The 22,507-nt window shown below is 66.8% G+C and carries 22 protein-coding genes; 10 read left to right on the forward strand and 12 right to left on the reverse strand.

The window, feature by feature from the left end; all coding sequences use genetic code 11:
• Window positions 1-180 precede the first annotated feature (180 nt).
• Genes AVT10_RS07945 through mtaB form a run of 3 tightly spaced genes read right to left on the reverse strand, consistent with a single transcriptional unit; the run spans window position 181 to window position 2,974 of the window.
• Window positions 181-816, reverse strand: a complete 636-nt coding sequence (locus tag AVT10_RS07945; protein ID WP_066689760.1) for a septation protein A — start codon at window positions 814-816, stop codon at window positions 181-183.
• Window positions 813-1,742, reverse strand: a complete 930-nt coding sequence (gene ftsY / locus AVT10_RS07950) for a signal recognition particle-docking protein FtsY (RefSeq protein WP_066689761.1) — start codon at window positions 1,740-1,742, stop codon at window positions 813-815. Before ftsY ends, AVT10_RS07945 begins: the two co-directional genes overlap by 4 nt.
• On the reverse strand, window positions 1,739-2,974 hold the full coding sequence (gene mtaB, locus AVT10_RS07955) for a tRNA (N(6)-L-threonylcarbamoyladenosine(37)-C(2))-methylthiotransferase MtaB (protein ID WP_066689762.1): 1,236 nt from the start codon (window positions 2,972-2,974) through the stop codon (window positions 1,739-1,741). Before mtaB ends, ftsY begins: the two co-directional genes overlap by 4 nt.
• On the opposite strand from mtaB, the gene AVT10_RS07960 reads away from it, so the two are divergent.
• The gene (locus tag AVT10_RS07960; protein ID WP_066689763.1) at window positions 2,973-3,551 is read left to right on the forward strand and encodes a DUF924 family protein; all 579 of its coding nucleotides are present in this window, start codon (window positions 2,973-2,975) and stop codon (window positions 3,549-3,551) included. The two genes, mtaB and AVT10_RS07960, sit on opposite strands and share 2 nt — an antisense overlap.
• Here the strand turns inward: AVT10_RS07960 and AVT10_RS07965 are convergent.
• On the reverse strand, window positions 3,526-5,163 hold the full coding sequence (locus AVT10_RS07965) for a putative bifunctional diguanylate cyclase/phosphodiesterase (protein WP_066689764.1): 1,638 nt from the start codon (window positions 5,161-5,163) through the stop codon (window positions 3,526-3,528). The two genes, AVT10_RS07960 and AVT10_RS07965, sit on opposite strands and share 26 nt — an antisense overlap.
• A gap of 243 nt (window positions 5,164-5,406) precedes the next feature.
• Between AVT10_RS07965 and ffh the strand changes: the two genes are divergently transcribed.
• The 4 genes from ffh to rimM all read left to right on the forward strand — a co-directional run bounded on the left by ffh (window position 5,407) and on the right by rimM (window position 8,031).
• The gene (gene ffh, locus AVT10_RS07970) at window positions 5,407-6,900 is read left to right on the forward strand and encodes a signal recognition particle protein (protein WP_066689765.1); all 1,494 of its coding nucleotides are present in this window, start codon (window positions 5,407-5,409) and stop codon (window positions 6,898-6,900) included.
• A 48-nt stretch (window positions 6,901-6,948) separates the two neighbouring features.
• Window positions 6,949-7,332: a 30S ribosomal protein S16 gene (gene rpsP / locus AVT10_RS07975; RefSeq protein WP_066689766.1), complete on the forward strand. Its 384-nt coding sequence runs from the start codon at window positions 6,949-6,951 to the stop codon at window positions 7,330-7,332.
• 89 nt (window positions 7,333-7,421) lie between these two features.
• Entirely contained in the window at window positions 7,422-7,547 is a 126-nt protein-coding gene (locus AVT10_RS18855; RefSeq protein WP_269746903.1) for a hypothetical protein, read from the forward strand.
• 25 nt (window positions 7,548-7,572) lie between these two features.
• Window positions 7,573-8,031, forward strand: a complete 459-nt coding sequence (rimM, locus tag AVT10_RS07980) for a ribosome maturation factor RimM (RefSeq protein ID WP_066689879.1) — start codon at window positions 7,573-7,575, stop codon at window positions 8,029-8,031.
• A gap of 3 nt (window positions 8,032-8,034) precedes the next feature.
• Here the strand turns inward: rimM and AVT10_RS07985 are convergent, their stop codons facing one another.
• From AVT10_RS07985 to AVT10_RS07995, 3 genes are read right to left on the reverse strand one after another with little or no spacing between them, the layout of a single operon-like run.
• On the reverse strand, window positions 8,035-8,430 hold the full coding sequence (locus AVT10_RS07985) for a BLUF domain-containing protein (protein WP_066689767.1): 396 nt from the start codon (window positions 8,428-8,430) through the stop codon (window positions 8,035-8,037).
• 52 nt (window positions 8,431-8,482) lie between these two features.
• Window positions 8,483-8,902 carry a hypothetical protein gene (locus AVT10_RS07990; RefSeq protein ID WP_066689768.1) on the reverse strand — a complete coding sequence of 140 codons (420 nt, stop codon included), beginning with the start codon at window positions 8,900-8,902 and terminating at the stop codon, window positions 8,483-8,485.
• Between the two features lie 59 nt (window positions 8,903-8,961).
• The gene (locus AVT10_RS07995; RefSeq protein ID WP_066689769.1) at window positions 8,962-9,903 is read right to left on the reverse strand and encodes an NAD(P)/FAD-dependent oxidoreductase; all 942 of its coding nucleotides are present in this window, start codon (window positions 9,901-9,903) and stop codon (window positions 8,962-8,964) included.
• A 62-nt stretch (window positions 9,904-9,965) separates the two neighbouring features.
• On the opposite strand from AVT10_RS07995, the gene trmD reads away from it, so the two are divergent.
• Both trmD and rplS read left to right on the forward strand, forming a co-directional pair.
• Entirely contained in the window at window positions 9,966-10,703 is a 738-nt protein-coding gene (trmD, locus tag AVT10_RS08000; protein WP_066689770.1) for a tRNA (guanosine(37)-N1)-methyltransferase TrmD, read from the forward strand.
• Window positions 10,700-11,089: a 50S ribosomal protein L19 gene (rplS, locus tag AVT10_RS08005; RefSeq protein WP_066689771.1), complete on the forward strand. Its 390-nt coding sequence runs from the start codon at window positions 10,700-10,702 to the stop codon at window positions 11,087-11,089. Before trmD ends, rplS begins: the two co-directional genes overlap by 4 nt.
• A 120-nt stretch (window positions 11,090-11,209) precedes the next feature.
• On the opposite strand, the gene AVT10_RS08010 is transcribed toward rplS, so the two are convergent.
• Both AVT10_RS08010 and AVT10_RS08015 read right to left on the reverse strand, forming a co-directional pair.
• Window positions 11,210-13,378, reverse strand: coding sequence for a histidine kinase dimerization/phosphoacceptor domain -containing protein (locus AVT10_RS08010; RefSeq protein WP_232307931.1), 2,169 nt, complete (start codon window positions 13,376-13,378; stop codon window positions 11,210-11,212).
• Window positions 13,379-13,463: 85 nt separating this feature from the next.
• Window positions 13,464-15,095, reverse strand: a complete 1,632-nt coding sequence (locus AVT10_RS08015; RefSeq protein WP_066689772.1) for a histidine kinase famiy protein — start codon at window positions 15,093-15,095, stop codon at window positions 13,464-13,466.
• Window positions 15,096-15,198: 103 nt separating this feature from the next.
• On the opposite strand from AVT10_RS08015, the gene AVT10_RS08020 reads away from it, so the two are divergent.
• Window positions 15,199-16,056 carry an oxygenase MpaB family protein gene (locus AVT10_RS08020; RefSeq protein WP_066689773.1) on the forward strand — a complete coding sequence of 286 codons (858 nt, stop codon included), beginning with the start codon at window positions 15,199-15,201 and terminating at the stop codon, window positions 16,054-16,056.
• A gap of 155 nt (window positions 16,057-16,211) precedes the next feature.
• Here the strand turns inward: AVT10_RS08020 and AVT10_RS08025 are convergent, their stop codons facing one another.
• Window positions 16,212-18,263, reverse strand: coding sequence for an NAD(+) synthase (locus AVT10_RS08025; RefSeq protein WP_066689774.1), 2,052 nt, complete (start codon window positions 18,261-18,263; stop codon window positions 16,212-16,214).
• 223 nt (window positions 18,264-18,486) lie between these two features.
• Window positions 18,487-19,194, reverse strand: a complete 708-nt coding sequence (locus tag AVT10_RS08030; RefSeq protein ID WP_066689775.1) for a murein L,D-transpeptidase catalytic domain family protein — start codon at window positions 19,192-19,194, stop codon at window positions 18,487-18,489.
• Window positions 19,195-19,369: 175 nt separating this feature from the next.
• Here AVT10_RS08030 and AVT10_RS08035 point away from each other — a divergent pair, with 175 nt between their 5' ends.
• Window positions 19,370-19,984 carry a L,D-transpeptidase family protein gene (locus tag AVT10_RS08035; protein ID WP_066689776.1) on the forward strand — a complete coding sequence of 205 codons (615 nt, stop codon included), beginning with the start codon at window positions 19,370-19,372 and terminating at the stop codon, window positions 19,982-19,984.
• 1 nt (window position 19,985) lies between these two features.
• Window positions 19,986-20,729, forward strand: a complete 744-nt coding sequence (locus AVT10_RS08040) for a hypothetical protein (protein WP_157092713.1) — start codon at window positions 19,986-19,988, stop codon at window positions 20,727-20,729.
• Here the strand turns inward: AVT10_RS08040 and AVT10_RS08045 are convergent.
• Window positions 20,704-22,503 (reverse strand): response regulator, encoded by a 1,800-nt coding sequence (locus AVT10_RS08045; protein WP_198158530.1) that lies wholly within the window; start codon window positions 22,501-22,503, stop codon window positions 20,704-20,706. The genes AVT10_RS08040 and AVT10_RS08045 overlap by 26 nt on opposite strands.
• Between the last annotated feature and the right edge of the window lie 4 nt (window positions 22,504-22,507).

Below are 22,507 nucleotides of genomic sequence, written 5' to 3' on the forward strand. Positions count from 1 at the left end.
CGGCGCCAGCCCGCGCCCATGGGATCTTTTTTCGTTCGCGGACCTCAACCACCCGTCATTCCGGCGAAGGCCGGAATCCACGGACATCGACCGGTTCGAAAGAGCCGCGAACACCCGACACAATGGATCCCGGCCTTCGCCGGGATGACGAAGGCGTCGAACGGGGACCCTGCTATCCTGTCAGTCCGCCGGGGGCAGCGGGGCGTCCTTTTCCATCTGCAACCCGTTGCGCAACAGCATCGGGATATTCGCCGCGGCGAAGATCAGCGTCAGCGGCACCGCGCCCCACAGCTTGAACCCGACCCAGAAATCCCAGCTCGAATGGCGCCAGACGACCTCGTTCAGCACCGCCATGAACGCGAAGAAGATCGCCCAGTTGAGCGTCAGCTTGCGCCAGCCCGCCGCACTCAACCCCGGATAGGCGGTTTCCAGCAGCTGTTGGAGGAGGGGCCGCCCGGTGACGAGCCCGAAGGTCAGGATCGCGGAGAACATCGCATAGACGATGGTCGGCTTCATCTTGATGAAGGTATCGTCGCGGAAATAGAGGGTGAGCGCACCGAACACGACGACGAGGCCGGCCGACAGCCACAGCATCGGCGAGACATGGCCGGTCTTCCATTTCGATACGATGATCGCCGCGACGCTCGCGATCATGAAGGCGGTGCTGGCGATGATGACCTGCGCCAGCGAATCGACCATGTCGGGCAGGCCGATCTTGCCCGCCAGCAGGTTCGCGACGAAGAAGACCAGCAACGGGCCATAATCGAGCGCCATGCGGAACAGCGGCGATACCGGCGCCTTGGGTTCGGTCGTCATTTGCGCACCCGCTCCACACCCGCGATGATGCGCGAGACTTCATGGGCATCGAACCCACGCAGATCGTCGGCGGTTTCGCCGACGCCGATCGCATGGATCGGCAGCCCGAACTTCTCCGCCGCCGCGACGAGAACGCCGCCGCGCGCGGTGCCGTCGAGCTTGGTCATGACGAGCCCGGTGACACCGGCGGTTTCCTTGAACACCTCGATCTGGTTGAGCGCGTTCTGCCCCGTCGTCGCGTCGAGGACGAGGACGACGTCATGCGGTGCCGCCGGGTTCAGGCGGCCGAGGACGCGGCGGACCTTGGCCAGTTCGTCCATCAGCTCGCGCTTGTTTTGCAACCGCCCGGCGGTGTCGACGATCAGCACGTCGATGCCGGTGGCGGTGGCCTGCTTGACCGCTTCATAGACGATTCCGGCCGCGTCGCCACCTTCGGCCCCGCTGACGATCGGCACGCCAATGCGTTCGGCCCAGGTCTTGAGCTGGCCGATGGCGGCGGCGCGGAAGGTGTCGCCCGCCGCCAGCATCACGCCATAATCCTGTTCGACCAAGGTCTTGGCGAGCTTGGCGATGGTAGTCGTCTTGCCCGAGCCGTTGACGCCGATGACCAGGATCACCTGCGGCCGCGGAAACGCCTCGATCTCCAGCGGTTTGGCGACCGGGGTCAGGACCTTTTCGATCTCTTCCGCCACGACCAGCCGGATGCCGAGTTCCTCCATGTTGCGCTCATACTGCCCCTCGGAGAGGCGGGTGCGGACACGGGCGGCGGTGGCGGGGCCGAGGTCGGAGGCGATCAGCGCCTCCTCGATCTCGTCGAGCGTCGATTCGTCCAGGCGCGCGGCGGACAGGCCGACCAGATTGCCGGTCAGGCGGTCGGAGGTCTTTTTCAGGCCGCCGAGCAGGCGTTCGTGCCACGAAAGGCTCATAGGGGCATGCCGATCAACTGATCGCCTTCGAGTTGAGTGAGCCGCGCGGTGACGATGCGACCGGGCGGGCAGGGGGGAAGCCGTACGTCGGCAAAGCCGGGGCTGTGCCCGCGCGTGCCGGGTCGTTCGACCAGAATGTCGGTGATGGTGCCGATCTGTGCGGACAGCCAGTCATGGTGCCGGCGGGCGGCGGCATCGCGCAACGCCTGCGCACGCGCCTTGGCGATGGGCGGCGGCACCTGCGGCATCCGTGCGGCGGGCGTGCGCGCGCGTGGGCTGTAGGGAAAGACATGGGCGTGGACGATGGCGCAATCGTCGATCAGCGCCAGCGTATTCGCCGCCATCGCGTCGTCCTCGGTCGGAAACCCGGCGATCAGGTCGGCGCCGATGGCGATTTCCGGGCGTGCGCCTTTCAGGCGCTCGACCAGCCGGACGGCGTCGGCGCGGCTGTGGCGGCGGCGCATTCGCTTCAGCACCATGTCGTCGCCCGCCTGAAACGACAGATGCACGTGCGGCATCACGCGCGGTTCCGACGTCAGCAATTCCAGCAGCTTGTCGTCAATTGCTGCGGGATCGAGCGAGGACAGGCGCAACCGCCGCAGCGAGGTGCGCGCAATGATCGCTTCTACGAGATCGCCGAGCTTGGGCGTGTCGGGCAGGTCGTGGCCATAGCTCGACAGGTCGACGCCGGTCAGCACGATTTCGGCATGGCCTGCTGCGACCATTCCTTCGACCTGCGCCACGATGCCGTCGATCGTCGCCGACCGTGATGGGCCGCGCCCGGCGGGAATCGCGCAGAAGGTGCAGGCATGGTCGCAGCCATTCTGCACCTCGACAAAGGCACGCGTCTGCCCTTCGAACCCGCCGGCGAGCTGCGGTGCGGTGTCGAGCACGCGGTCGATGGTGCGGACGATGACCGGTTCGCTCGACCCCCATGCGACGGGGTTCAGCTTGTCCGAATTGCCGATCACGCGCGTGACTTCGGGCATCGCCGCGAAGCTCGCCGGGTCGATCTGTGCCGCGCAGCCGGTGACAACCAGTTCGCTGTTCGGTCGGTCGCGTCGGGCCTTGCGGATCGCCCTGCGGGTCGCGGCGACCGCGTCGTTGGTCACGGCGCAGCTGTTGATCACCACCACGTCGCGCGCGCCGACCAGCCCGCGGATCGCATCGCTTTCCGCGATGTTCAGCCGGCAGCCGAGCGTTATGATGGCGGGACCACAGGAGGATGGCATGGGCGACGATCTAGGGACAGCGGCAGGGGAAGTCCACGGACAGGCGCGCGAAGTGCTCGACTTCTGGTTCAGAGAAGTTGGTCCGGAGCGGCACTTCGCGAAGGACGATGCGCTCAACGCCATGATCGCGGACCGTTTCGGCGCGTTGCAACGGCGCTTGCTGACGACCGAGGCGGCGGGATGGCGCGACGACCGCGACAGCCTGTTCGCGGCGGTGATCGTGCTCGACCAGTTTTCGCGCAACCTGTTCCGGGGACAGGCGGCGGCATTCGCGGCCGATCCGCTGGCGCTGGAGCTTGCGCTGATCGGGATCGCGCGGGGTTATGACCGGGAACTGCCCCCGGAGCGCCGGGCGTTCCTCTATATGCCGCTCATGCATAGCGAGGATGCGGGGGTGGCGCGCTTCTCGCTCCATTGTTTCGAAGCGCTGGGCAATCCGGTGAACCTGAAATTCGCGCGCGACCATGCCGAGGTGCTGGCACGCTATGGCCGTTACCCCTCGCGCAACGCGGCGCTCGGCCGGGTGTCGACCGAGGCCGAGGCGGCCTATCTCAGCCGACCTGACGCCGGGTGGTGAGATCGGGCAGATCGGGTTCGGTCGTGCCGGCATGGAGCAGCCCGCGCGCGGCAAGCATTCGCCGCGTATCGGCGATCGACAGCGGCTTGCCATAATTCCAGCCCTGCGCCTTCGCACATCCCAGCGCCGCCAGTCGTTCGGCGATGGTGTCGGTTTCAACCCCTTCTGCGGTGACCGGCAGGTTGAGATTGGCGCCAAGGCCGATGATCGCATTCACGATCGCCGCCGAATCGGCATTGTCGAGCATCGACAGGACGAAGCTCTTGTCGATCTTGATCCGGTCGAACGGCAGCGCGCGGAGGTGCGCCAGCGATGAATAGCCGGTGCCGAAATCGTCCAGCGCGAGGCGGACGCCCTGATTCTTCAACGAACCGACGATCGACTGGGCCAAGGCCAGATTGTCGAACAGCGCGCTTTCGGTGACCTCGATTTCCAGCCGGTTGGCGGCAAAGCCGCCCTCGACCGTCGCCTTGATGATCTTCTGCGCCAGCCACGCATCGCGCAGCTGATATGGCGAGATGTTGACGGACAACGACAAGGTCGGGTCCCAGTCGCGCGCGGCGGCGAACGCCTGTCGCATGATCGCCAGCGACAATTCGGCGATCAGGCCCGAATCCTCGGCGACCGGGATGAAACGGTCGGGCGGGATAATCCCCTGCGTCGGATGGACCCAGCGCGCCAATACCTCGAACCCGCACAGCCGGCCGGTGGCAAGGTCGATCTGCGGTTCGAAATAGGGAACGATCTGCCCGGCGGGGATGGCCTGGCGCAGGCCGTTCTCGATATCGTTGCGGTCGATCAGCGCGTGTTCCATCGCGCGATTGAACCAGGTGACGCCGCCGCGTCCGGACTTCTTGGCGCAATACATCGCGATGTCGGCCGACCGCAGCAGCGTGTCGATGCCCGCCCCGTCGAAGTCGGACCGCGCGACGCCGATCGAGCTGGTCAGGTGGATGCGCCGATCGTCGACCTCGATCGGCTGCGACAGCGCGGCGATCACGCGCGATGCGACATGATCGACCGTCGACGGGTCGCGGGCGTCGAACACAAAGGCACAGGCAAAGGCGTCGCCGCCGAATCGCGCGGTGAGTGCGGCGGACGGCATGACATCGGCGATGGCGTGGGCGGCGGCACGCAGGACGGCGTCGCCCGCTTCATGGCCGTGCATGTCGTTGACCATCTTGAAATGGTCGAGGTCGACGATCATCAGCGCTACCGCCTGATCCCGCCGGGTCGCCGCGCGCAGCAGCGCCGCGCCGGCTTCGCTGAGCGAACGGCGGTTGAGGAATCCGGTGAGCGGATCGCGCGACGCCAGCATCCGGGCGCGTTCCTCCGCCGCCGAACGGCCATGCATCTCGATCGCGGCGGCGCGATGGCGCAACCAGCAGAAGAAGACGAGGACGGCGTTGGCGATCAGCGCCAGGAACAGGTGCCGCTCGACCGGGGCGCCACCGAAATAGCGGTGATCGAGGAAGCCGCTGATGACCGCGATGGCCAGCCCGGCGAACAGCACGATGCCCGCGATATAGATCGGCAGCGTCCAGCGGTTCCCCCGCTGCGGCGCTTCCGCTGGGGCCGTGCCCTCTGTTCCGCGTTGCCGATCCCATTCCATACGCGGCCGTTATCGGCGCACATCGGTATAGAAGGTGTTAAAGGCCGTGTTCGTCCTGTCGTCACCCGGGCTCCGGTCGTCGCGACTTGCGCGGGACGGCGCGATGCGCTAGAGGCGCCGCATCGTTTCCGTTGGGAATCGTTCAGCAATGCCGCCCAAGGGCGACGCCGGCCGACGAGGTTTCGTCCGCCGGCGTGTTTTGCTTGAGTGTTTTTCATAGGGTTTCGCAACTGGAGTGCGCGCGTGTTCGAAAGTCTGAGTGACCGGCTGGGAGGGGTGTTCGATCGTCTGCGCGGTCGCGGCGCGCTGACCGAGGCCGATGTCCGGACGGCGATGCGCGAAGTCCGCGTGGCGCTGCTGGAAGCCGACGTCGCGCTGCCCGTCGCGCGCGAATTCGTCGAAAAGGCGACCGAGGCCGCCGTTGGCCAGAATGTCCTGCGTTCGATCACGCCGGGACAGCAGGTCGTCAAGATCGTCCATGACGCGCTGGTCGACATGCTGGGACCGGATACGGCCGAGCTGGACGTCGCGGTCACGCCGCCCGCCGTCATCATGCTGGTCGGGCTTCAGGGCTCGGGCAAGACCACGACCACCGCCAAGCTCGCCAAGCTGCTCGCCAAGCGCGAGGGCAAGAAGGTGATGATGGCGTCGCTGGACGTCAATCGCCCGGCGGCGCAGGAACAGCTCGCGGTGCTCGGCACGCAGGTCGAGGTCGCGACCCTGCCGATCGTGGCGGGGCAGCAGCCGGTCGACATCGCCCGGCGCGCGCTGCAATCGGCGAAGCTGCAGGGCTATGACGTGGTCATGCTCGACACCGCCGGTCGTCTGCACGTCGATCAGGCGCTGATGGACGAGATGAAGGCCGTCTCGGACATCGCCAAGCCGAACGAGACGCTGCTGGTCGTCGACTCGCTGACCGGGCAGGACGCGGTCAACGTTGCGCAGAACTTCTCCGAACAGGTGCCGCTGACCGGTGTCATCCTGACCCGCATGGACGGCGATGCGCGCGGCGGTGCCGCATTGTCGATGCGCGCCGTCACCGGCAAGCCGATCAAGTTCGCGGGCACCGGCGAAAAGCTGGACGCGATCGAGCCGTTCCACCCGAAGCGCGTTGCCGGCCGTATCCTCGGCATGGGCGACGTCGTGTCGCTGGTCGAAAAGGCCGCACAGTCGATCGAGGCCGAAGACGCGGAGCGCATGGCGGGTCGCCTGGCCAAGGGTCAGTTCGACATGAACGACCTGCGCGGGCAGCTGGCGCAGATGCGGCGCATGGGCGGCCTGGGTGCGCTGGCCGGCATGATCCCGGGCATGAAGAAGGCGCAGGCGGCGATGGCGTCGGGCGCGGTCGATGAGAAGATCCTGCTGCGCATGGACGCGATGATCACGTCGATGACCGCCAAGGAACGCGCCAAGCCCGAACTGATCAACGCCAAGCGCAAGATCCGCATTGCCAAGGGATCGGGCACGACGGTGCAGGACATCAACAAGCTGTTGAAGATGCATCAGGAAATGCAGACCGCGATGAAGAAGCTCAAGAAGATGGGCGGCATCAAGGGCATGATGGCGATGCTGGGCAAGGGCGGCATGGGCGGCCTCGGCAATGCGCTCGGCGGCCCCGGTCTTGGCGACCTGATGAGCAAGGCGGGGGGCGAAATGCCCGGCCTGCCCGGTCTCACCGGTGGCAAGGGGATGCCGCAGCTACCCCCCGGCTTCGAAAACCTGATCAAGAAGAAGTAACCGCCGGCAAGGCTCCGGCTTACACAGACCAACGAAGGAAGAAGAATAATGGCACTCAGCATCCGTCTGTCGCGTGGTGGCTCGAAGAAGCGTCCCTACTACCGCATCGTCGTCGCCGATGCGCGCAGCCCGCGCGATGGCCGCTTCATTGAGAAGATCGGCACCTACAACCCGCTGCTGGGCAAGGAAGACGAGAAGCGCGTCGTGCTCGACGCCGAGCGTGCGACCCACTGGCTGGGCGTCGGCGCGCAGCCGACCGACCGTGTCGCCCGCTTCCTCGACAAGGCCGGTGTGAAGGAACGCGCTGCCCGCAACAACCCGAACAAGGGCAAGCCGGGCGAAAAGGCCGTCGAACGCGCCGAGGAGCGTGCGGAAAAGGCGAAGGCCGCTGAGGAAGCCGCCAACGCCCCGGCCGAAACCGCCGAAGCGTAAGGGGTTGTGCAGGCGCGTCTTTTTGGGCGCGCCGGCATCCTTTGATCTGCGTCATGCGTTGCGGGTCATCCCGACCAGGAGCATGACGCATGATCGACCCGCAAGAACAGCGCCCCCATGACGAAGACGCCACCAATGTCGGCCAATCGGCGGAAGAACCCGCCGAAGGCCGCGACGACACCCCCGACGGCGGCGAAGGCTCGCCCGACGCCTGACGTCGCGGTCGACCGCAGTCGCGTCGTGCTGGCGGCGATCGCCGGGGCGCATGGGCTGCATGGCGAGGTGCGGCTGAAGCTGTTCACCGACGACCTGTCGGCCTATGCGACGCTGAACGGTGGCGCGCTGACCCTGGTCTCGGTGCGCCCCGCGACCAACGGCGTGATCGGCAGGTTCCGCGAAATCGCCGACCGCAACAAGGCGGAGGCGATGCGCGGGACCGAATTGTGGATCGGCCGTGACCAGCTGCCGCCGCTGGGCGAAGGTGAATATTATCACGCCGATCTGCTCGGCCTGGCCGTCGTGTCCAGTACGGGCGAGACGCTGGGGCAGGTGGTCGCCATCGACGATTTCGGCGCGGGCGACGTGATCGAGATCGAACGGCCCGGCGGCAAGCGGTTCATGGTGCCGATGCAGCCTCATGCCGTACCCGAATGGAATGACGAACGTCTGGTGGTCGACGCGCTGTTCGCCGTCGATTGATGGCTAGCGCGTTACGGCGGCGGTAAAGGCGGCGCGCAACGGTTCGGGTGCGCCCGCCAATCGCCGCTCGATCCGCGCCAGTACCGCCTCGCCATCGTGGAGCGAGCGCGTCGCGCGCTCCATGCTCCAGTAACCGAATTCCCGCGTGCCGAGCGAACGGTCCGACAGGATCGTCAGTTCGCTGTGGCGCGGATCGTTCGCGATCCGGGCATAGGTTGCGGCGACGCTGGATTCGGGGCCTTCGATCACCTGCAGGAAATGGCTGCCGTCATGCCATAGCAGGCCGGTAATACCGTCCACCGCGTTGTTATGGCGGGATTGTTGCAGGATGCAGTCGACATCGACCCCGGGCGCGCTGCGGCTGGTATAGAAAAGCTGGCGGAACTGCGTCTCGGTCACGCTCGATCGGATACGATGACCCCGGCGATCGAACAAGCCTGCTGCGTAACGATTAGTGTCTGGCGGGTGGTATGGTCGCGGGCGGACCGATTTCCGCGTCGGGATCGACCAATATGGTTACGAGCCGGCCGACCAGCGTCACCGGGTCGCGACCGCGACGATAGCCATGGCCCTCCGCCTCCCGCTTCGAACATCGGCGCTGTCCGCGAAACATGCCGCAGCCCGACAGGAACGGGTCCTGTACCGATGTCGGCGGGACCTCGCCGATGACCGCTCCTTGTTCACCGACTTCGCGAACCGTCGGCAGCGGCAGGCGATAACGGTCGCCGCGATCAGGGTCGCCGCACACGACAATCTCGCCGGCGCCTGCCGCCAAACAGTTCCGTGCCGCTTCCCGCTCGGCGGCAGCGGCGAGGATGCGGTCGAAAGATTGCGCGTCCGCCGGTGCAGTCGGCAGCAGGAAAGCGATCAAAAGAAGGCAGGGCCGCATCGGCAACAAGGCTACCCGGTGCCATCGCGATCGACAAGCCGCTACCGCCGGATCGGACGGCGCTCCGCCAACAGGTTGCGGATCGTGGTCGCTGCCACGCCCGCCTCGCCCATGGCGTGGCTGATCTGGTCCAGCCCCTTCACCACATCTCCCGCGGCGAACAGGCCGGGGACGGAGGTACGCTGGTGATCGTCCACCTCCAGGCAGCCATCCTCGCTGGCCCGTGCCCCGGCGGCGATCGCCAATTCGGACCGGATGTGCGACCCGAGCGCCGGATAGACGCTGTGGAATGCCAGGTCTCCCTCGGCGGTACGAACGACGAAGCGGTCGCCGTCGATCCGATAGTCGCCGCACGGTCCGTCGACCCGGCGGATGCCCGCATCGTCGAGCGCGGCGCGGCACGCATCGTCCAGTTCGTGATCGGTATCGGGCGCGATCAGGGTCACGTCGCTGCTATAGCCGCGGAGGAACAGCGCCTCGCGCATGCCATGGTCGCCCGTGCCGATCACGCCTACCCGCCGGTCGGTCACTTCATAGCCGTCGCAGATCGGACAGTAGCGCAACAGTCCGCGGGTCAGCGCCGTGTCGTGCAGCGCGTCGTCCAGTCCGGCGGGGCGGTGGTTGACCACGCCGGTCGCCAGCAGGACGGTACGGGTGCGCAGCGTGCTGCGATCGGTGCGGACGATAAAATCGTCGCCATCGCGCTCGATCGCGGTGACCGTCGCCGCCTCGCAGGTCGCACCATAGTCGCGCGCCTGCCGGTGCATCCTTGCCAGCAGGTCGGGACCCGTGATCCCGCCGGGAAAGCCGGCATGGTTGTGGGTACGCGGGATCATCGCCGCCCGGCTCGATCCGCAGTCGAACATGCGAATTTCGAGATGGAAACGCGCAAGATAGATGGCCGCGGTCAGTCCGGCCGGACCGGCGCCGATGATGGCGCAATCGATCGCGTCGGCGTCGGGCGTGCAGGGGGCGGGGGGCATAGCGACGCAAATGACGCGGCAGGTCTTTCGTTCCCCCGAACAAGCGGGCAGAGGCTGTCGCCATGACCTTTGCCGCGACCGTCCTGACGCTCTACCCCGAAATGTTCCCCGGACCGCTCGGGGTGTCGCTCGCCGGACGGGCGCTGCGCGAGGAACGCTGGTCGCTCGATACGGTGCAGATTCGCGACTTCGCGACCGACAAGCATCGTTCGGTCGACGATACGCCGGCCGGGGGCGGCGCCGGCATGGTGTTGCGTGCGGACGTGCTGGCGGCGGCGCTGGACAGCGTGACGGACGGCCGCCCGGTGCTGGCGATGACTCCGCGGGGGAAGGCGCTGACGCAGGAGCGGGTACGGCAACTGGCCGACGGGCCGGGCGCGATCATCCTGTGCGGCCGGTTCGAAGGGTTCGACGAACGGCTGTTCGAGGCGCGCGATATCGAGCCGGTGGCGATCGGCGACTATGTACTGTCGGGCGGCGAAATGGGAGCGCTGGTGCTGCTGGATGCTTGCGTTCGGCTGCTTCCCGGCGTAATGGGCGCGGCTTCGAGTGGTATCGAGGAGAGCTTCGAAAGCGGCCTTCTGGAATACCCTCAATATACCCGACCCTATGAATGGGAAGGGCGTGTGATCCCCGAGGTGTTGCGATCGGGGGATCATGCGCGGATCGCGGCGTGGCGCAAGGCACGGTCCGAATCCGATACACGGCTATGGCGGCCGGACCTGTGGGAGCGTCATGTCGACGCTCGGGTCCAGTCGCCCTCTGGCGCGCACAAGCAAGACGAAGGTCAGAAGAAATGAACCTCCTCCAGACGATCGAAGCCGAACAGATCGCCAAGTTCAACGAATCGAAGAAGATCCCGGAATTCCGCGCCGGTGACACCCTCAAGGTCGGCGTGAAGGTCGTCGAAGGCGAGCGTACCCGCGTGCAGAACTACGAAGGCGTCTGCATCGCCCGTTCGAACAAGGGCATGGGTTCGTCGTTCACCGTCCGCAAGATGAGCTTTGGTGAAGGCGTCGAGCGCGTTTTCCCGCTCTATTCGCCGAACATCGATTCGATCGAAGTCGTGCGTCGCGGTGTCGTGCGTCGCGCGAAGCTCTATTATCTGCGTGGTCGCACCGGCAAGTCGGCGCGTATCGCCGAACGTCGCGATCCGCGTCCGGCCAAGGCGACCGCTGCCGAGTAATCGGCGGCGCGCAATTGCGCCAGGCAAAGGGCGCGGTAGCCGATGGCTGCCGCGCCCTTTTTGCGTCTAGACTTGGAGTGATATTCCCAGGGTCGTATTACCCTCCGACGCGGACCCGCGTTAAACGTCCTCGGGCGTCGCAATCGGCGCGGACACGGTAAAGCGCAGGCCCGGAGCATTGTCGCTTTCCTCGATCGTACCGTCGAGCCGCTTGACCATCGCGCCGAGCATCCGCGTGCCGAAGCCGGTGCGGTTACCCGTCCGCCCCTGACCCCGGTCGGCGACGGTCAGCCGGAAGCGGTTGCGTACCTTTTCCAACGTGATCGCGATCGGCCCCGGCTTTCCGCCATAGGCATATTTCTGGGCGTTGATGACCAGTTCGACCAGTACCAGTCCGACCTGCACCGCGGCGTCGGCGGAGATCAACAGCGGGGCGAGGTCCATGGTCAGTCGCCCGGTCCATTCGTCGCCCATCGACGACTGCATCTCGGCCAGCAGATCCTCGATATAGCGGCCGAGATCGATGACCGTGACCGTATCCTCGGAATAGAGCCGGCGATGGACCAGCGCGACGGCCGACAACCGCCGCTGCGCCTCGCCCAGATGGCGGGTCAGCGTCTCGTCATTCTCGGCATTGGCCTGCATCGCCAGGAACGCGACGACCAACTGCAGGCTGTTCTGCACCCGGTGGTTCACTTCCTTGATCAGCGTTTCCTGCTGCGCGAGCAGCGCATCCTTGTCGGTGACCGCGCGGGTCAGTTCGCGGTTCAATTCGCTGATGCGGCGCCGCTGGCGCGCGTCGAACAGCAGCCGCGACAGGCGGTGGGCCGCCTCGATCTCCGCCGGGCTCCAGGGGAGGGCGCGGCCGCGGATTTCCTCGCTCCACGCCGCGAAGGAGGCGCGCGGGGTCAGCGGACGGTCGGGCTCCTGCTCGACCGCCTTGTGCGGGTTGCCGGCCCATTGGATCGTCTGCAACGTCTCCGCTCGGAACCACAGCAGAACGACCGGTTCGTCGGCTGACAGCGTGATCGCCAGCAATCCGCTCGCCATGTCGCGATAGGCATGGGCGGCGGGCAGTCGATGTTCCAGCGCCGCGGTGTGCAGCAGGATGTTCCCCTGCGCGCGTACCCATTGCAGGATGTCGCTGATCGCTTCGGGCGGCGGGACATGACCGCTGGAATAGCGCATCGGCCCGCGTTGCAGTACGAAGCCGTCGGCGCGAAGCAGCCGCTGCAGGTCGCTGCCGATCAGCGCGGACAGCTGGTCGGGGTCATATTCCTGCGCGAACCGCTGCGCGAGCGCGTCCTCCGCGGTGCGCAGCCGCAGCCGTTCGCGATATTCGGCCGCTTCTTCCTTGGCACCGATCTGCTGCGCCAGCGACGCCGCGATCAACTCACAGGTCTTGCGTTGCAGGTAGGACAGATTGCGGGGGGAACGATGGTGGCACGCGACGAGCCCCCACAGCATGCCGTCCTTGATGATCGACACCGAAGCCGACGCCGCGACCGCCATATTGCGGAGATACTGGACGTGGATCGGCGACACCGCACGGACGCCGACATTGCTCAGATCGACGGCGGAAAGCGTCGGATCGAGGCCGATGATCGGGGCCGGGGTGTAGGAGGCGTCGGGAATCACGCGGACCCGGTTGCGGATATACAACGCGCGCGCCTGTCGGGGGATGTCCGATGCGGGGAAGTGGTGGTTAAGGAAGCCGTGAATGTCGGGCGCATGACGCTCCGCCACGACCTTTCCGGAATCGTCGTCGAGGAAGCGGTAGATCATCACCCGGTCGAACCCGGTCAGCCGCGCGAAGATCGACGCAGCCCGCGCCGTCAGGTCGTCGAGATCGACCGCACGCGAACATTCCTCGCCCCCCTGTTCGATCCAGGTGAGCGCGTCGTCGGTGCCCGGTTCGCCAGGCGCGGTCGGCTCCAGCTCGATCAGCCAGAAACGCCCTTCGCGACTGGCGACGACCGAGAGCGTCGTCTGCCCGGTCGTGCCGAGCACCACCGGCCCGGCGACGGTCGAGCGCAGGATCGCCAATCCCGCCTCGCCAATCAGGTCGAGGATCGTCCCGCCCAGCCAGTCGGCGCCGAGCAGCGACGCGACGTCGCCCGCGCCACCGACGATCACCCCCTCGGCAGGATCGACGATCAGCAGCATGCCATGCGGCTGGATCGCGCCGGGGATATGGATCGGTTCGCGGTCGCAGATCGTCAGGTCGTGCCCGAGGTCGGAAGGCGAGGTCGCCAGCCCGTCGTCCTGGGCAGTTGCATTGGTCGCCAAGCGTAGCCCCTTCGTCATCCTGTGGCTGCCCGGCGATCGGGATCGGTACGGGAAGATACTGCACTATAACTGAAAACGGACTGTTTCAACCGCTGCCGGTGTGGCCGTCAAGTACCTGCCGGATCCGCGTTGCCAGATCGACACGCTTGTACGGCTTGCCGATCAGGTCGAATTCGGTCCCGCGCGCATCGACCCGTTCGATCGACGCCTCCGCATAGCCGGTGGTCAGCAACACCTTCAGCCGGGAGCGCAGCCGCCGCCCTTCGCGGGCGACCATGACGCCGTTCATCCCGCCCGGCATGATCAGGTCGGTGAACAGCAGGTCGATCGGCGCATCGCTTTCCAGCACGGCGATCGCCTCCGCCCCGTTGCCGGCGCGCAGCACGGCGTAGCCGAAATCCTTCAGGATCGCCTCGGCCAGGTCGCCGACATCCTGCTGGTCCTCGACGACGAGGATGGTTTCGGTCCCGCGCAGGTCGCTGTCGCTGCGGGGGCGCCGCGCGCGGATCGGTTCGGCCACCGAACCCGCCGCCGGGAACAGCAGGCGGATCGTGGTGCCGCTGCCCTTCTGCGATTCGATGTGTAACGCGCCGTCGGACTGCTTCATGAATCCATAGACCATCGACAGGCCGAGGCCGGTGCCCTTGCCCTGATCCTTGGTCGTGAAGAACGGCTCGGTTACCCGCGCGCGGACCTCCTCCGACATGCCGGTGCCGGTGTCCGTGATCGACAGAGCGACGAACTTGCCCTGAAGCTTGTCGCCATAGCGCGGATCGCTGCCGTCCAGCGTGACAGGTTGGGCCGAGATCGTGATCGTGCCGCCATCGGGCATGGCGTCGCGGGCGTTCATCACGATGCCGATGATCGCCGCCTCGGCCTGCACCGGGTCGATCCGCGCGTTGCAATGGTCGCCACAGGGTTCGACGTCGATCGTGATCCCCGCATCGCCGATGGTGCGCTTGAGCATTGGCAGCAGCGCGCGAACCAGATCGTCGATATTGGTGACCCGGCCCGACAGCTTCTGCCGGCGCGAAAAGGCGAGCAGCTGCTGCGTCAGTTCGGCCCCGCGATCCGCCGCCTCCATCACCGCCCGGAGCGAGCGGCGCGCGCGATCGGGGTTGAGGGCGTCGCTGCGATCCAGCTGGTTGAGCAGGACGTCGGTGAACCCCTGGATCACCGTCAGCAGATTGTTGAAATCATGTGCGATGCCGCCGGTCAGCTGACCGACCGCCTCCATCTTCTGCGCCTGGCGCAGCGCTTCCTCCGCATCGCGGCGGCGGGTGACGTCCAGCTGCGACGCGAAATAATAGCGGAGCTTCTGCTCGCCATCGAGCACCGGCGAAATGAACAGCGCGCTCCAGAAGGCGCTGCCATTCTTCTTGTAATTGATCAATTCGACCGAGGCCTGCCGCTGTTCGCGGATCGCGAGGCCGATTTCGGCCACGGTGTCCGGATCGGTCTCCGCGCCCTGCAGGAAGCGGCAGTTGCGACCCAGCACCTCGTCCGCGTCATAGCCGGTCATGCTGAGAAAGGCCGGGTTGGCGAAGATGATCGGATTGTCCGGCAGATTGGGGTCGGTCACGATCATCGGCATCCGCGTGGTCTTCACCGCCGCGAAGAAGATGCCGTTGCCCGGATCGTGCATCTCGCGGCCCGCCATGGCAGCGTCCCGCTGCACCGGGTCGAGCGGCTTTTCCGGGCTGGACGGTGAGGACATGAACGGGCCTGTCGGTTCGAGGATGTGGCGACAAAGGTCGCGAGAGAGCGATTTGGTTCCGTAACGATCGGACCCGCAGGTCCGCTCCGCTCGTTCACTACCCATGAACCCGCTTCGCCAGACAATTGCACGCCAGATCCGCGGCTTGACCGGTGCCGGCGACGGCGCGATCGACCTGCGGCGACCGCCCGGCGATGACGGGCTGTTCGGGCCGGGATCGGTCAGCTGGCGGGTGCATGGCGATTTTTCGTCGATGATGATCGGCGGTACGGCCGCGTTGCTGATGCAGATGCTGCATCCCGGTGCGCTGGCGGGAGTGTGGGACCATAGCAATTTCCAGCGCGACATGCTGGGGCGGCTGAAGCGGACCGCGCAGTTCATCGCCGGCACCACCTATGGCAGCACGGCGGAGGCGGAGCGGCTGATCGGCCATGTCCGCCATATCCATGACCGGGTGCACGGCGTCCTGCCCGACGGCCTGCCCTATGATGCGAACGACCCGCATCTGCTGACCTGGGTCCATGTCGCGGAGACGGATTCGTTCCTGCGCGCCTATCTGCGCTACCGCGATCCAGAACTGTCGCGCGCCGATCAGGACCGGTACTTCGCCGAAAATGTCGTGGTGGCCGAGCGGCTGGGCGCGCGCGATGTTCCCGACAGCCGGGCTACGGTCGATGCATGGCTGTCGGCGGTGCGCGGCGAACTGCGCTGCGACGCCCGCACCCGCGCGGTGCGCGACGCGCTGCTGCACCAGCCGTTGCCGAACCCGTTCCTGAAAGGGTTCGGGGCGCTGAACACCGCCGCCGCGATCGACCTGCTGCCGCATTGGGCACGGGCGATGCTGGAGTTGCGCAGTCCCGCGCCGATGGGCGTGCGGGCAGGGGCGCAGGGTATGGCGAGGATGCTGCGCTGGGCGCTGGGTGGGTCGGCGTCGGAAAAGACGGCACGGGCACAGGGGTAGCGGCCGAGTTTCGATGGCGATCCATCGCGTGCCTCACCCGTCACCCTGGGCTTGACCCGGGGTCCTGCTTTCTTTCAACGCTTTCCGAAAAAGCGGGACCCCGGGTAAACCCCGGGGTGACGAAAACGGAAAGGTACGTTTCGGGGCAGGCCGCTCTAAAGTGGCGGCAATCCCGCCCGCAGTTCCTCGACCCAGGGCGTCGCCACCCCGTCGGACGGCGCGCGCCAGTCGCCGCGCGGGGACAGCGCGCCGCCGGCCGAGACCTTGGGCCCGTTGGGCAGTGCCGACCGCTTGAACTGGCTGGTCTGGAAGAAGCGCCACAGGAATTTTTCCAGCCACCGCGCGATGGTCGGTAGGTCGTAACTGCCCTTGGCTTCGTCCGGAAAGTCGATCGGCCAGCGGCCGGCGGCGGCATCGCGCCACGCGTGCCAGCACAGGAAGGCGACCTTCGACGGGCGCTGCCCATAGCGGACGATGTGGTGGAGGAAGAAGTCGTTCAGCGCATAGGGACCGACGCGGTCCTCGGTGCTCTGCATCCGGCCCTCGGCATCGGCGGGCACCAGTTCGGGCGAAATCTCGGTGTTCAGGATCGCATCAAGCACGGCGTCGGTGTCGCGGTCGAACTGGTCGGTGCGGATCGTCCAGCGGATCAGATACTGGATCAGCGTCTTGGGCACGCCGGCATTGACGCCGTAATGGCTCATGTGATCGCCGACGCCATAGGTGCACCACCCGAGCGCCAGCTCCGACAGGTCGCCGGTGCCCAGGACCAGCGCTTCCCGCTGATTGGCCAGCCGGAAGAGGTAATCGGTGCGCAGCCCGGCCTGCACATTTTCGAACGTCACGTCATAGACCGGTTCGCCGCTGGCAAAGGGGTGGCCCATGTCGCTTAGCATCTGGCGCGCGGCGGGACGGATGTCGATTTCGTCGCCGGTGATGCCCAGCGCCGTCATCAGCTTCCACGCATTGCCCTTGGTCGCTTCGCCGGTGGCGAAGCCGGGCATGGTGAAGCCCAATATGTCGGTGCGCGGACGACCGAGTCGGTCGAACGCCTTCGCCGCGACGATCAGTGCGTGGGTCGAATCCAGCCCGCCCGACACACCGATCACCAGCCGCTTCGTCCCCGACGCGACCAACCGCTTGCGCAATCCCTCGACCTGGATGTTGAACGCTTCGTAGCAATCGTCGTCCAGCCGCTCGGGCGTGCTGGGGACGAAGGGGTAGCGCCGGACCGGGCGCAGCAGCCCGATATCGTCCTGCGTCGGTGCATGGTCGAAGCCGATCCGGCGGAAGCGGGTTTCGGGATGACCGCTGGCCGCCGCGCAATCGTTGAACGTGCCGGTCCGCATCCGCTCCAGCCGCAGCCGTTCGAGGTCGACATCGGCATAGGCGATGCCCGACGACTGGTCGAACCGGTCCGACTGGGCCAGCAATTCGCCCAATTCATGCACGGAACCCTGGCCGTCCCATGACAGGTCGGTCGTGCTCTCGCCGATCCCGGCCGCGGCATAGATATACGCCGAGACGGTCCGCGCCGATTGCGACGCGCACAGCATCTCGCGGTCGCGTGCCTTGCCGATGACGATGTTCGACGCCGACAGGTTGCACAGCACCAAGGCTCCGGCCATCGCTCCGGCGGTCGAGGGGGGCAGGGGGGACCAGAAATCCTCGCAGATTTCGGCATGGACCACGAAATCGGGCAGGTCACGGGCGGCGAAGATCAGGTCGGTGCCGAACGGCACGTCCTGTCCGGCGAGCGTCATCGTCAGCCCGGTTAAGCCGACGCCGGGCGCGAACCAGCGCTTCTCATAATATTCGCGGTAGTTCGGCAGGTACGTCTTGGGCACGACGCCGAGGATGCGCCCGCGCGATACGGCCACCGCGCAATTGTACAGCCGTCCGTTGCGCCGCAGCGCCGCGCCCAGCAGCAGGACGGGGCGCAGGTCCGCGCTGGCCGCGACCACCTCGGACAGCGTCGCTTCGGTCGCGTCGCACAGCGCGTCCTGTAGATGCAGGTCGTCGATCGCGTAGGAGGTGAGGTTGAGTTCGGGGAAGACCAGCAGGTCGGCGCCGGCTACATGCCCCTGCCGTGCCAGGTCGATCGCGGCCCGGCCGTTAGCGGCAACATCGCCGACGCTGGCGGGCGGAGTGCAGGCGCCGACGCGGATCAGGCCGTGGGTGTGGATCGAATGGAACGGGTGGGTCATGGCGTCACCCTATAGGGAGATACGATGATGCGGAACCGGTAGCTCCCGGATCTTTCACCCTATCTCCAATTCATCCGTTTGGTTCGAGTAGCGATCGAGCCTGTCGAGAGCGCGTATCGAGAACGCGGTTCCGCTGGGCAGGTGTTGTCGACAAACGCTTCCCGACAAGCTCGAAGCTGCTCGAACCGAACGGAGTGTGATAACGGAGCTAGAGCCCCCGGCCTCAAACCTTCGCGGCGTAGATCATCCGGCCTTCGCCCAACAGGTCGAACACCCGCGCCAGATCGCCTTCGGCAACCGCGAAGCAGCCCTGGCTGCGGCCGAGCTTCCCGTGCTGTGCGATCATTTCCGGGTTGGCGTACCAGGCCCCGTGCACGACGATCGCGCGCATCAGCGCATTGTCGTTGGTGGGATCGAGGCCGACCAGCCGCTGCGACCGGCCGTGCTTGCCGACATAATAATTGTCGGTGATGAACGCGCCTTCCGAGGTGGCGTTCGAATCGGGGACGTTGCTGAAGCGAGTCAGCAATCCGCAATGCGCCGGGTCCGACCCGCTGCCATGCGCGACGCGCATCGCCGAGACGACGCCGCTGTGCATGTCGATGAACTGGAACCGGGGATGGGCGGAATCGACCGCGAAGTCGGCGATGGCGATGCGATCGGTGCGGCGGATGCGGCCCGAATGGCGGTCCATCGATGCCACCGCGCGTTCGAACAGGCGCGGATTGACCGTGGCGGGCGCCCGCATCTGCTTGACGGGGGCGGCAGGAACCGGCGCCGATGCCAGCCGCTGCGGCGGCGGCACGAAGGACGCGTTCTGCGCAACCGGGATGATCGCGTTCGTCGTGCAACCTTGTGCCAGTACGGCACCGGCCAGGCCGCCTGCCGCTTTCAGCACCGCTCGCCGCGATCGAACTGCTTCGTCCCGCATCCAATTCCTCGCCAGATCGTTGAGGGTTAGAGATACGGGCGACGCGCCTTCCATTCAATTAACGTGGGTGCGGTCGTTCCGCCGCTTGTCGTGCGCAGGGCACGGGCGGTCGACTCCGACAAATATGGTTACCGCCGGATTTGCCATCCGGTGCGTCCTGCGGAATAACGGTGGGATGTCGTTCGCGCTTCGTCTCGGCCTGATGGCTGCTCTGCTGCCGATGCCCGCGGTCGCGCAGGAACCGGCGGCGCTGGCGGTCGAGCGGGCGGCGGTGGCGATGCGGCCGGGCGACCATCGCTGGGCGGACGACCCGACGCTGTCGGGTCCGGTCAGCATCGTCGTCAGCGTGCCGATGCAGATGGCGTTCGTCTATCGCGGCGACCGGCTGATCGGGGCCACCACGGTATCGACGGGCAAGCCGGGCAAGATGACGCCGATCGGCGAATATACCATCCTGCAGAAGCGCCCGTTCCACCGTTCCAACTTGTACAACAACGCCCCAATGCCCTTCATGCAACGCCTGACCTGGGACGGGGTGGCGCTGCATGCCGGCAACCTGCCCGGCTTTCCGGCGTCACATGGTTGTATTCGCATCCCTACGGCGTTTGCGCAAAAGCTGTTCAACGTGACGCAGCTGGGCGGGCAGGTGGCGGTGGTCAACGACGTGATCGCCTTTCCGGCCTATCGCCCGGCGGATACCACGCCGCGCCTGTCGGACGAGGGCGTCGGGGCGCTCGCCAGCCGCGACGATCGGGTAAGCGTCGGCAAGGGCAGCCATGCGCCGCGTTGAGATGGCTGCGTTGGCGTTGCTGGCGCTGGCCGGCTGCGGCGACAGCGAGGATGCGCCGTCCGCGAATGTCGCGTCGCCGGCTTCCGTCCCGACCGCTACCCCTTCCGTCGTGGCCAGCCGCGTGCCGGAGCGGTTGACGGTCACGACCAACGAGCCGTTCTATTCGGTTGCGATCGATCGCGATGTGTTGACGCTGACAGGTGTCGATATGCCACGGCGCACGTTGCGGGTGGTCAATCGCCACGTCGCGGTCGAAGCGCGGGCATGGGAGGCGCGCGATGATCGCGGGACGATCGGCGTCCGGGTCGTGCGTGCACCGTGCGAGGACGACATGTCGGGCGCGCCGCGCGACTTCACGGCGACCCTTACCATCGACGGGCGCGCGACGGTGCGAGGCTGCGGTTTTGTCGGTACGCCTGCGCCGCCACCCGGCGAGGCGTCGCCGGTGGCCGCCACCATTCCGGCGCGGTTCATCGGCCGGTGGAACCGCGATGCCGCAGCCTGCGCCACCCCCGCTGCGTCGATCGAGGGGGTCCGGGTGACGCCCAGCGAATTGTGGTTCCACGAGAGCGTCGGCGTAGTGAAGCGGGTCGAACCGATCGGACCCGATCAGATCCGCGTCACTGCCGCCTATGAAGGCGAGGGTGAACGCTGGACCGCGACACAGACGCTGCGGGTCGAAGGCGACCGGTTGGTGATCGTGACGGACGGACGTCCGTTCAGCCGGATACGCTGTCCGCAGTAGCCGCGGAGGCGTTTGCGATCGCGGTCAGCAACTGATCGCCGGTAAACGGCTTGGTCAGGACGGGGACGCCGATCTGCGTATCCCCGATCTCGGCAAAGCCGGTGATCAGCAGGACCGGCGTATCGGGGCAGCAGGCCCGCACGCGCGCCGCGACCTCGATCCCCGACAGGTCGGGCATCGCATAGTCGGTCAGCACCATGTCGAACCGGTCGCCCGCTTCGAGCATGGCGACAGCCTGCACCGCGGAATCATGGACGACGATGCTGTGCCCGGCGGCCTCCAACTGCGCGGCGACCACCGCGCGCACTTCCGAATCATCCTCGACCAGCATCAGCCGAAGCGGACCGGTCGGCCCGGTCGACTCCTGCGCGGCGGGTGTGGGGCGTGCCTCGATCCGGGGCAGCCAGAGGTGGATATGCGTACCGCGACCGACCTCGCTATCGATCGTCACGTCGCCGCCGGCGGCGCGTGCCATTGCCCGCACCATCGGCAGGCCGAGGCCCGTGCCGGCCCCCTGCGCCTTGGTGGTGAAGAAGGGTTCGAACACCCGCTCGCGCACCGCGCTGTCCATGCCGCTGCCGGTATCGCTGACGGTGATGCGGACGAACCCGCCCGACAAATTCGGCAGGAAGACGCCGGCATCGTCGATATTGGCGGTGCCGATCCGTACCGTGCCGCTGCCATCCATCGCATCGCGCGCATTGATCGCGAGATTGAGGATAGCGAGTTCGAACTGCCCGACATCGGTCTTCACCGACCAGCCGGGCTCGGCAAAGTCATAGGCGACGCGGATCCGCCCGGCGGCGGTGCGCACGATCAGTTCCTCGATCGACCGGATCACGTCGTCGGGACGGAAGATTTCGGCGGCCAGATCGCGCTGACGGCTGAAGCTGAGCAACCGGCGGGTGATCGCGCTGCCACGACCGGCCGCCTCGCTCGCCGCGTCGAGATAGCGGCGGAGCCGGTCGCGGTCGTCGATCCGCCGCTCGGCGAGTTCGAGATTGCCGACGATCGCCGCCAGCAGATTGTTGAAATCATGCGCGATGCCGCCCGACAGCGTGCCCAGCGCCTCCAGCTTTTCCGACTGGTGGTGGCGTCGTTCGGCAAGGCGGCGACCGGTATCGTCGCGCTCGATCTTCAGCAGGTAGCGGTTCGGCCCGATGGTGAAGGGGATGCGCCGGATATGCGTCCAGCTGTCGCCCCAGGGCTGGACCAGATGGCGGTCCTCGTCATCGCTGCCGCCCTGGCCGAGAATGGCGAGGTCGCGGGGATCGATACCGTTCGGGCGCGTGGCGCCGCGTACGACGTGGCCATGCTGATCGAGGATGGTAACGACATCGCCCGACCCGTCGGCCAACCCGCGAAAGGCGGCGCGTTCGAACGCCAGCGCCTGCCGCAGGGCATAACGGTCGGCGGCGGCGGCGACCATCGCGATCAGCGCCTCGGCATCCCAAGGCTTGTTCGCATAGCCACTGATCGCGCCGTCGTTGAGCGCCGCGACGACCGCCGACAGATCGGCATAGCCGGTCAGCAGGATCGCCTCCGCATCGGTCATTTGGCGGGCGCGGGCGAGGAACTGGCTGCCGGTCAGCTCCGGCATGCGCTGATCGGAGACGATGACGGCGATGTCGGTATGGGCGCGGACCAGTTCCAGCGCCTCGACCGGCGATGCGGTCGACAGGATGCGGTAGCGGTCCTCCAGCAGATCGCCGAGCGCGACCAGGATTTCCGGCTCGTCATCGACCAGCAGCAGCAGGGGCGGGGAACCGGGCATATCC

The sequence above is a fragment of the Sphingomonas hankookensis genome (genome assembly GCF_001619955.1).
Classification (GTDB): Bacteria; Pseudomonadota; Alphaproteobacteria; order Sphingomonadales; family Sphingomonadaceae; genus Sphingomonas; species Sphingomonas hankookensis_A.

What these genes read in the sequence shown, in the direction of transcription:
- AVT10_RS08045 (WP_198158530.1), bottom strand. Translation starts at nt 22,503, where the DNA reads ATGCCCGGTTCCCCGCCCCTGCTGCTGCTGGTCGATGACGAGCCGGAA.
- AVT10_RS08015 (WP_066689772.1), bottom strand. Translation starts at nt 15,095, where the DNA reads ATGTCCTCACCGTCCAGCCCGGAAAAGCCGCTCGACCCGGTGCAGCGG.
- AVT10_RS08025 (WP_066689774.1), bottom strand. Translation starts at nt 18,263, where the DNA reads ATGACCCACCCGTTCCATTCGATCCACACCCACGGCCTGATCCGCGTC.
- AVT10_RS07945 (WP_066689760.1), bottom strand. Translation starts at nt 816, where the DNA reads ATGACGACCGAACCCAAGGCGCCGGTATCGCCGCTGTTCCGCATGGCG.
- mtaB (WP_066689762.1), bottom strand. Translation starts at nt 2,974, where the DNA reads ATGCCATCCTCCTGTGGTCCCGCCATCATAACGCTCGGCTGCCGGCTG.
- ftsY (WP_066689761.1), bottom strand. Translation starts at nt 1,742, where the DNA reads ATGAGCCTTTCGTGGCACGAACGCCTGCTCGGCGGCCTGAAAAAGACC.
- AVT10_RS07960 (WP_066689763.1), top strand. Translation starts at nt 2,973, where the DNA reads ATGGGCGACGATCTAGGGACAGCGGCAGGGGAAGTCCACGGACAGGCG.
- rpsP (WP_066689766.1), top strand. Translation starts at nt 6,949, where the DNA reads ATGGCACTCAGCATCCGTCTGTCGCGTGGTGGCTCGAAGAAGCGTCCC.
- AVT10_RS08040 (WP_157092713.1), top strand. Translation starts at nt 19,986, where the DNA reads ATGGCTGCGTTGGCGTTGCTGGCGCTGGCCGGCTGCGGCGACAGCGAG.
- rplS (WP_066689771.1), top strand. Translation starts at nt 10,700, where the DNA reads ATGAACCTCCTCCAGACGATCGAAGCCGAACAGATCGCCAAGTTCAAC.
- AVT10_RS08020 (WP_066689773.1), top strand. Translation starts at nt 15,199, where the DNA reads ATGAACCCGCTTCGCCAGACAATTGCACGCCAGATCCGCGGCTTGACC.
- AVT10_RS18855 (WP_269746903.1), top strand. Translation starts at nt 7,422, where the DNA reads ATGATCGACCCGCAAGAACAGCGCCCCCATGACGAAGACGCCACCAAT.
- AVT10_RS08030 (WP_066689775.1), bottom strand. Translation starts at nt 19,194, where the DNA reads ATGCGGGACGAAGCAGTTCGATCGCGGCGAGCGGTGCTGAAAGCGGCA.
- AVT10_RS07965 (WP_066689764.1), bottom strand. Translation starts at nt 5,163, where the DNA reads ATGGAATGGGATCGGCAACGCGGAACAGAGGGCACGGCCCCAGCGGAA.
- AVT10_RS07995 (WP_066689769.1), bottom strand. Translation starts at nt 9,903, where the DNA reads ATGCCCCCCGCCCCCTGCACGCCCGACGCCGACGCGATCGATTGCGCC.
- trmD (WP_066689770.1), top strand. Translation starts at nt 9,966, where the DNA reads ATGACCTTTGCCGCGACCGTCCTGACGCTCTACCCCGAAATGTTCCCC.
- AVT10_RS08035 (WP_066689776.1), top strand. Translation starts at nt 19,370, where the DNA reads ATGTCGTTCGCGCTTCGTCTCGGCCTGATGGCTGCTCTGCTGCCGATG.